This is a genomic window from Allobosea sp. 01N443 (assembly GCF_056399325.1).
The window spans coordinates 23,693-29,971 of record NZ_JBFTRC010000051.1 but is presented as its reverse complement, the minus strand read 5'-3'; the positions used below and the strand labels follow the sequence as shown (position 1 = coordinate 29,971).

The following is a 6,279-nucleotide window of genomic DNA, read 5'->3' as shown; positions in this document are numbered from 1 at the left end:
GTCGAAATCCGATTATCTGAAGCTCGCCGACGCGATCGCCGCGGAGATCGCCGACGGCACGCTCAAGCCGGGCGACCGCCTGCCGCCGCAGCGCAGCTTCGCCTATGACCGCGCGATCGCCGTCTCGACGGCGAGCCGCGTCTATGCCGAGCTGTTGCGCCGCGGCCTCGTCGTCGGCGAAGTCGGCAGGGGCACCTTCATCTCAGGCGATGCCAGGCGTGGCGTGGCGGCGCCAGGCGAGCCGCATGGCAGCCGGATCGACCTCGAGTTCAATTACCCGATCCTTCCCGACCAGACCGCGCTGATCGCCAAGAGCCTGGGCGGCCTGGACAATCCTGCCGCGCTGGATGCCGCGTTGCGACAGGCGACCAGCATCGGGACGCCGGCGGTGAGAGGCGTCGCAGCCACGTATCTGTCGCAGGGCGCATGGTCCGCCTCGCCCGAACAGCTCGTGTTCACCGGCAATGGCCGCCAGAGCCTTGCCGCAGCGCTCGCTGCGGTCGTTCCAGCGGGCGGCCGCTGCGGCGTGGAGGCCTTGACCTACCCCTTCATCAAGAGCATCGCCGCCCGGCTCGGGATTTCGCTGGTGCCGCTGGCGATGGACGAAGACGGCCTGCGGCCCGACGCGGTGCAAACGGCGCATCGCGAGGCCCAGCTCTCGGCCATCTATGTTCAGCCGGCGGTCCAGAATCCGCTGGGCATGACGATGAATGCGGCGCGCAGAGCCGATCTCCTGCGCGTTGTCGAGGAACTCGCGCTTCCGGTCATCGARGACAATGTCTACGGCTTCCTCGACGATCAGCCACCGCTTGCCGCGTTGGCGCCCGCGTCCTGCATCGTCATCGACAGCCTCTCCAAGAAGGTCGCGCCCGGCCTGACGCTTGGCTTCATCGCGTCGCCCCCGCGCCTGCGGGAAAGCGTGGCGGCCTCGGTGCGCGCGGGCGGCTGGACCGCCTCGGGATTTGCGTTTGCGGCGGCGCAGCGGATGCTGGGCGACGGCACCGTTGCCGCGCTTGCGAGACTGAAGCGCCTCGACGCGCGGGCGCGCCAGAGATTGGCGGCCGACCGTCTCTCCGGCTTCGACATCCGGACCAACGGAAAATGCTATCATCTCTGGCTGACCTTGCCGGCGCATTGGCGCTCGCAGGCCTTCGTCGCGGCGGCAGCCAGGCGCGACATCGCGTTGACGCCGTCCTCGACCTTCGCCGTCAGCCCCGGCCATGCGCCCAACGCCGTCAGGCTGGCGCTGGCCTCCCCGACGATGGATCAGCTCGATACCGGCCTGCGCACACTGGCCGCGATGCTGAATGGCGGGGAGGACGACTTCGACTCGACGGAATGAGCGACGCGCGGCCGCTCATGCGCACTCTGTGTCCAGGGACCGGCAGGCAGGCCCGGCCAAGCCCCCCTCTCCGTCAGATCTCGGCGCCTCACATCCTGCAGCCGTTATAGAAGACCTCGGCGCATTGCCGGGCGCGAAGTGCGATCTCGTCGCGATGCGGTGCGGCGCGCTGCCCCATCATCGCGGTGCGCTGCGGCTCCATGATCATCATGCCGCGCAGCATGCCCGACGCGATATGGACATCGTCGATGCGAAGCGTGCCCTTGTCCTTCTGCTGCGTCAGCCAGGCCTCGATGACGCCGTTCACCGGCACGATCGCCAGTTGGTAAAAAGCGCGCGCGACCTCGGGGAAGCGCCCGCACTCGCCGATGACGAGCCGGTTGATGGCGATCGTCTCGGCGCTCAGCGTCAGCACGCCGAAGGCGAACAGGATGCGTTCCAGCGCCTCGCGCRGGTCGAGTTCCTCGCCGACCTCGTCGTCCAGATCGAGCAGGAAGCGGCTGATGCGAAGGCGGATCGTCGCCTCGAAGAGCCCGGCCTTGGTCGGCACGAGCTTGTAGAGCGTCTTGGTCGAGACGCCGGCCCGGTCCGCCACCGCCTTGATATTCGTGCCGGCATAGCCGTTCGACTGGAACTCACGGTCCGCAGCCTCGACGATCAGGCGCATCGTCTCCTCGTCGGGCCGGGTCTGTGGCCGTCCGCGGCAGCGCTTCACCGTTTCGTGAATTTGTACCATGACGGTTTTCCAAATTATCGTTGACACAGGAAAGGTAGCGACTATTTTAGAAAACATCAAGTTTCCATATTGCAGGAACGGCTGATCGCCCAGCCCTGCAGGAGTTGAAGCGATGAGCACCCATCAGGACCGGATTTCCGCCGAACGCGCCATCCCCGCCAACGAGGCAGTGCCGGGGATCGTCGCGGAGAAGCTGGCCGAAGCGGCAGCCTCCCCCGCAGCACCCGTTCAGCCGAAGCGCAGGCTGCGCCAGGCGGCGCTTGCTGGCGTCGCGCTGGCCGCTCTGCTTGGCGCCGGTTCCTGGGGCCATGATTACTGGACGACCGGCCGTTTCGAGGTCTCGACCGACGACGCCTATGTCAAGGCGGACAGCACCACGATCGCCCCCAAGATCTCGGGCTATATCGGAGCGGTGCTGGTGCGCGACAACGAGCCGGTGAAGGCCGGCCAGGTCCTCGCCCGGATCGACGACCGCGACCTCCGCGTCGCGCTGGACCAGGCCAAGGCCGAGGTCGCGGCTGCCCACGCCGCCGTCGCCAGCAAGCAGGCCCAGCTCGACGCCCAGCAATCGCTGATCGACACCGCCCGGGCGACCGTCGAGGTCGACAAGGCCAACCAGACCTTCGCCGAGCAGGACAATGACCGCTACACGAACCTGGCCAGGACCGGCTACGGCTCCGTGCAGAACGCGCAGGCCGCCGTTGCCAAGATCGCGGCTGCCCGCGCCGCAACCGACCGCGACACGGCAGCGCTCGCCGCAGCGCAGAAGCAGGTAGACCTGATCAAGGCCGATCTCGCCCAGGCACGGGCGACCGTCGCGCGTGACGAGGCCGTGCAGCGCCAGGCCGAACTCAACCTGTCCTATGCCGAGATCACCGCCCCGGTCGACGGCGTCGTCGGCAACCGCACGCTGCGCATCGGCCAGTACGTGCAGGCCGGCACGCAGCTCATGGCGGTCGTGCCGCTCGCCGGCACCTATATCGTCGCGAACTTCAAGGAGACGCAGCTCACCGGGGTGAAGCCCGGCCAGGCGGTCGAGGTCGAGGTCGACATGTTCCCGGGCGTCAAGGTCGAGGGCCATGTCGACAGCATCGCGCCGGCCAGCGGCCAGGAATTCGCCTTGCTGCCCCCGGACAACGCGACCGGCAACTTCACCAAGGTCGTCCAGCGCGTTCCGGTTAAGATCGTGCTCGACGCCGGCCATGGCCTGGCGGGCGATCTGCGCCCGGGCATGTCGGTCGTGCCGACGATCAACACCAAGGTCTCGAACGCCGATGTCGTGGCGGACGCGCGCTAGCCGATCCTGAGCATGTCGCAAGGCCGCGCCCCGGTCTTGAGGAGCATGCTTCCGGCACGCGCGCCTGGCTTGCAAGGAGCTGGGTCATGCCGAACCAAACGCCGACTGCCGCCGTCCTCCCGCAGGCTCTTCCCGCGCAGGACAAGGCCAGCCTCTCCACCTGGATCGCGATCATCGCCGGCGCGATCGGCGCCTTCATGGCGATCCTCAACATCCAGATCACCAATGCCTCGCTGCTCGACATCGAGGGCGGCATCGGGACCGGCGTCGACAACGGCGCCTGGATCTCGACCTCCTACCTGATCGGCGAGATCATCGTCATCCCGCTGACGAGCTTTCTCAGCCGGGTGTTCTCGTTCAAGCGCTACATGATCTGGAGCACGGTCGCCTTCGCGCTGTTCTCCATGGCCTGCGCCTTCGCCACCACACTTGGCCAGATGATCGCGCTGCGCGGCCTGCAGGGATTTGCCGGCGGCGTCCTGATCCCCATGGCCTTCACCATGGTGGTGACGCGCCTGCCGAAGTCGCAGCAGCCGATGGGCYTGGCGATGTTCGCGCTGGCCGTGACCTTCGCGCCCGCCATCGGCCCGACCATCGGCGGCTACCTGACCGAGAATTACGGCTGGCAGACCATCTTCTTCATCAACACCATCCCGAGCATCGCGATGGTGATCGCCCTCGCCTTCACGCTGGAAAACCAGCCCATGCAGCTCGGGCTATTGCGCGAAGGCGACTGGGCGGGCATCGCCACGATGGCGATCGGCCTGTCGGCGCTGCAGACCCTGCTCGAGGAAGGCAACAAGGAGGACTGGTTCCAGTCGAGTTTCATCATCCGCCTCACCGCGATCGCGGTCGTGTTCCTGGCGGCCTTCATCTGGATCGAGCTCCGGGTGAAGAAGCCCCTCGTCGACCTCTCCTTGCTGAAGAACCGCAATTTCACCGTCGGCACGATCGCCAATGTCCTCGTCGGCTTCGGCCTGTTCGGCTCGGTCTATGTGCTGCCGCAATATCTCGGCCAGGTGCAGGGCTATAATGCCGAGCAGATCGGCAAGGTGCTGGCCTGGACCGGCCTGCCGCAGCTCCTGCTGATCCCGCTCGTCCCGATGCTGATGAAGCGTTTCGACGTGCGCTACATCACCTTCGTCGGCATCTCGCTGTTTGCGGCCTCCTGCTTCATGAACATCCACATGTCGCTCGACTATTCCGGCGACCAGCTGTTCTGGCCCAATGTCGTGCGCGCCGTCGGCCAGTCCATGGTGATCACGCCGCTGACGGCGATCGCGATGATGAGCATCCAGCCGAAGGACGCCGCCAATGCGTCGGGCTTGTTCAACATGCTGCGCAATCTCGGTGGCGCGGTCGGCACCGCGGTGCTCGGCACGATCATCACCAAGCGCGAGCAGTTCCACTCCAACATCATCGGCCAGGCGGTCACGCCCTTCCGCGAGGAGGTCCGCACCCGCCTCGACCAGATGACGAACTACTTCATGGCGCATGGCATCTCCGACCATGCGGCGGCGCAGCAGCAGGCGGTCATCGCGCTCGGCAAGACGGTCAAGCGCCAGGCCCTGGTGCTCGGCTTCAGCGACACCTTCGCCGTCATCGGCATCATCCTGGTCCTCGCCGCGATCGTGGTCCTGTTCGCCAGGAAGGGCCAAGGCGGCGGTGCAGCGGCCGCGCATTGAAACGCCCTGCCCCGAAGCAGTGGATGCCGACGCCCATCTCCCTCTCGTCCTCGGCGCGTGTGAAGCTCGGGCTCGGCCGCCTCGCTCAGCTGCGCAGCGCCATGCCCTGGCTGTCGAAGACGTGGCAGATCGACGGGTCGATGCGCAGCGGCACATTCTCGCCGTGCCGGACGCGCAATTGCCCGGCGGCCGAGATCGTCAGATTCTCGCCTCCCGCCGTGGTGGCGTAAAGCACGGTCCCGCCGCCGAGATGCTCGACGAGCTGGACCTTGACCTCTCCGAGCACTTCGCCCGCCTCGCCGCCGACCGCGATATGCTCGGGGCGGACGCCGAAGGTCAGCGGCTCGTCCTGGCGCACGGCCAGAGCCGCATCGAGGGAGACATTGCGGCCGGCGACCTCGATCATGTTGGCCGCAGCGCTGGCGCGCGCCGCCAGGAAGTTCATCTTCGGCGAGCCGATGAAACCGGCAACGAACTGGTTGGCCGGCCGGTTATAGAGTTCGAGCGGCGCGCCGGCCTGCATCACGATGCCGTCGCGCAGCACCACGATCTTGTCGGCCATGGTCATGGCCTCGACCTGGTCATGGGTGACGTAGATCATCGTGTTGCCGAGGTCCTGGTGCAGCTTGGCAATCTCGACACGCATCTGCACGCGCAGCTCGGCGTCGAGATTGGAGAGCGGCTCGTCGAACAGGAAGATCTTGGGCTCGCGCACGATCGCCCGGCCGATGGCGACGCGCTGGCGCTGGCCGCCGGACAGGGCGCGGGGGCGGCGCTGCAGATAGCTCTCGATCTTCAGGATCCTGGCGACACGCTGCACGCGTTCGTCGATCTCGGCCTTCCTGTAGCCGGCCGTCTCCAGGCCAAAGGCCAGGTTCTTGTAGACGGTCATGTGCGGGTAGAGCGCGTAGGACTGGAACACCATGGCGATGCCGCGCTGCGAGGCCGGGACATCGTTCATGCGCTCGCCGTCGATCAGGAGGTCGCCGCCGGTGATCTTCTCCAGCCCGGCGATCATCCGCAGCAAGGTCGACTTGCCGCAGCCCGAGGGGCCGACGAAGACGACGAACTCGCCCGGATCGATCGCAAGGTCGATGCCGTGGATGACCTCGACTGCGCCGTAGCGCTTCACCACCTTGTTGAGCTTGATGCTCGTCGCCATCTCGTCCTCCCCATCTTGCCGATCAGCCCCGCCGTTCCGGCCGTGTGACAGCGATCG

The 6,279-nt window shown here is 66.9% G+C and carries 5 protein-coding genes; 3 read left to right on the top strand and 2 right to left on the bottom strand.

From position 1 onward, the window contains the following. Positions 1-1,342, top strand: a 1,342-nt coding sequence (locus tag AC1DRP_RS15115; RefSeq protein WP_476768872.1) for an aminotransferase-like domain-containing protein, incomplete at its 5' end; no start/stop codon positions are given. 88 nt (positions 1,343-1,430) lie between these two features. On the opposite strand, the gene AC1DRP_RS15110 is transcribed toward AC1DRP_RS15115, so the two are convergent. After that, a complete protein-coding gene (locus tag AC1DRP_RS15110) occupies positions 1,431-2,078 on the bottom strand; it encodes a TetR/AcrR family transcriptional regulator (RefSeq protein ID WP_476768871.1) in 648 nt (215 codons plus the stop codon). Positions 2,079-2,190: 112 nt separating this feature from the next. On the opposite strand from AC1DRP_RS15110, the gene AC1DRP_RS15105 reads away from it, so the two are divergent. Together AC1DRP_RS15105 and AC1DRP_RS15100 are read left to right on the top strand one after the other, a co-directional pair. Next, positions 2,191-3,375, top strand: a complete 1,185-nt coding sequence (locus AC1DRP_RS15105) for an HlyD family secretion protein (protein WP_476768870.1) — start codon at positions 2,191-2,193, stop codon at positions 3,373-3,375. 86 nt (positions 3,376-3,461) lie between these two features. Continuing rightward, entirely contained in the window at positions 3,462-5,060 is a 1,599-nt protein-coding gene (locus AC1DRP_RS15100) for an MDR family MFS transporter (protein ID WP_476768869.1), read from the top strand. An 85-nt stretch (positions 5,061-5,145) separates the two neighbouring features. Here AC1DRP_RS15100 and AC1DRP_RS15095 read toward each other — a convergent pair whose 3' ends face one another. Further along, on the bottom strand, positions 5,146-6,222 hold the full coding sequence (locus AC1DRP_RS15095) for an ABC transporter ATP-binding protein (RefSeq protein WP_441491157.1): 1,077 nt from the start codon (positions 6,220-6,222) through the stop codon (positions 5,146-5,148). Between the last annotated feature and the right edge of the window lie 57 nt (positions 6,223-6,279).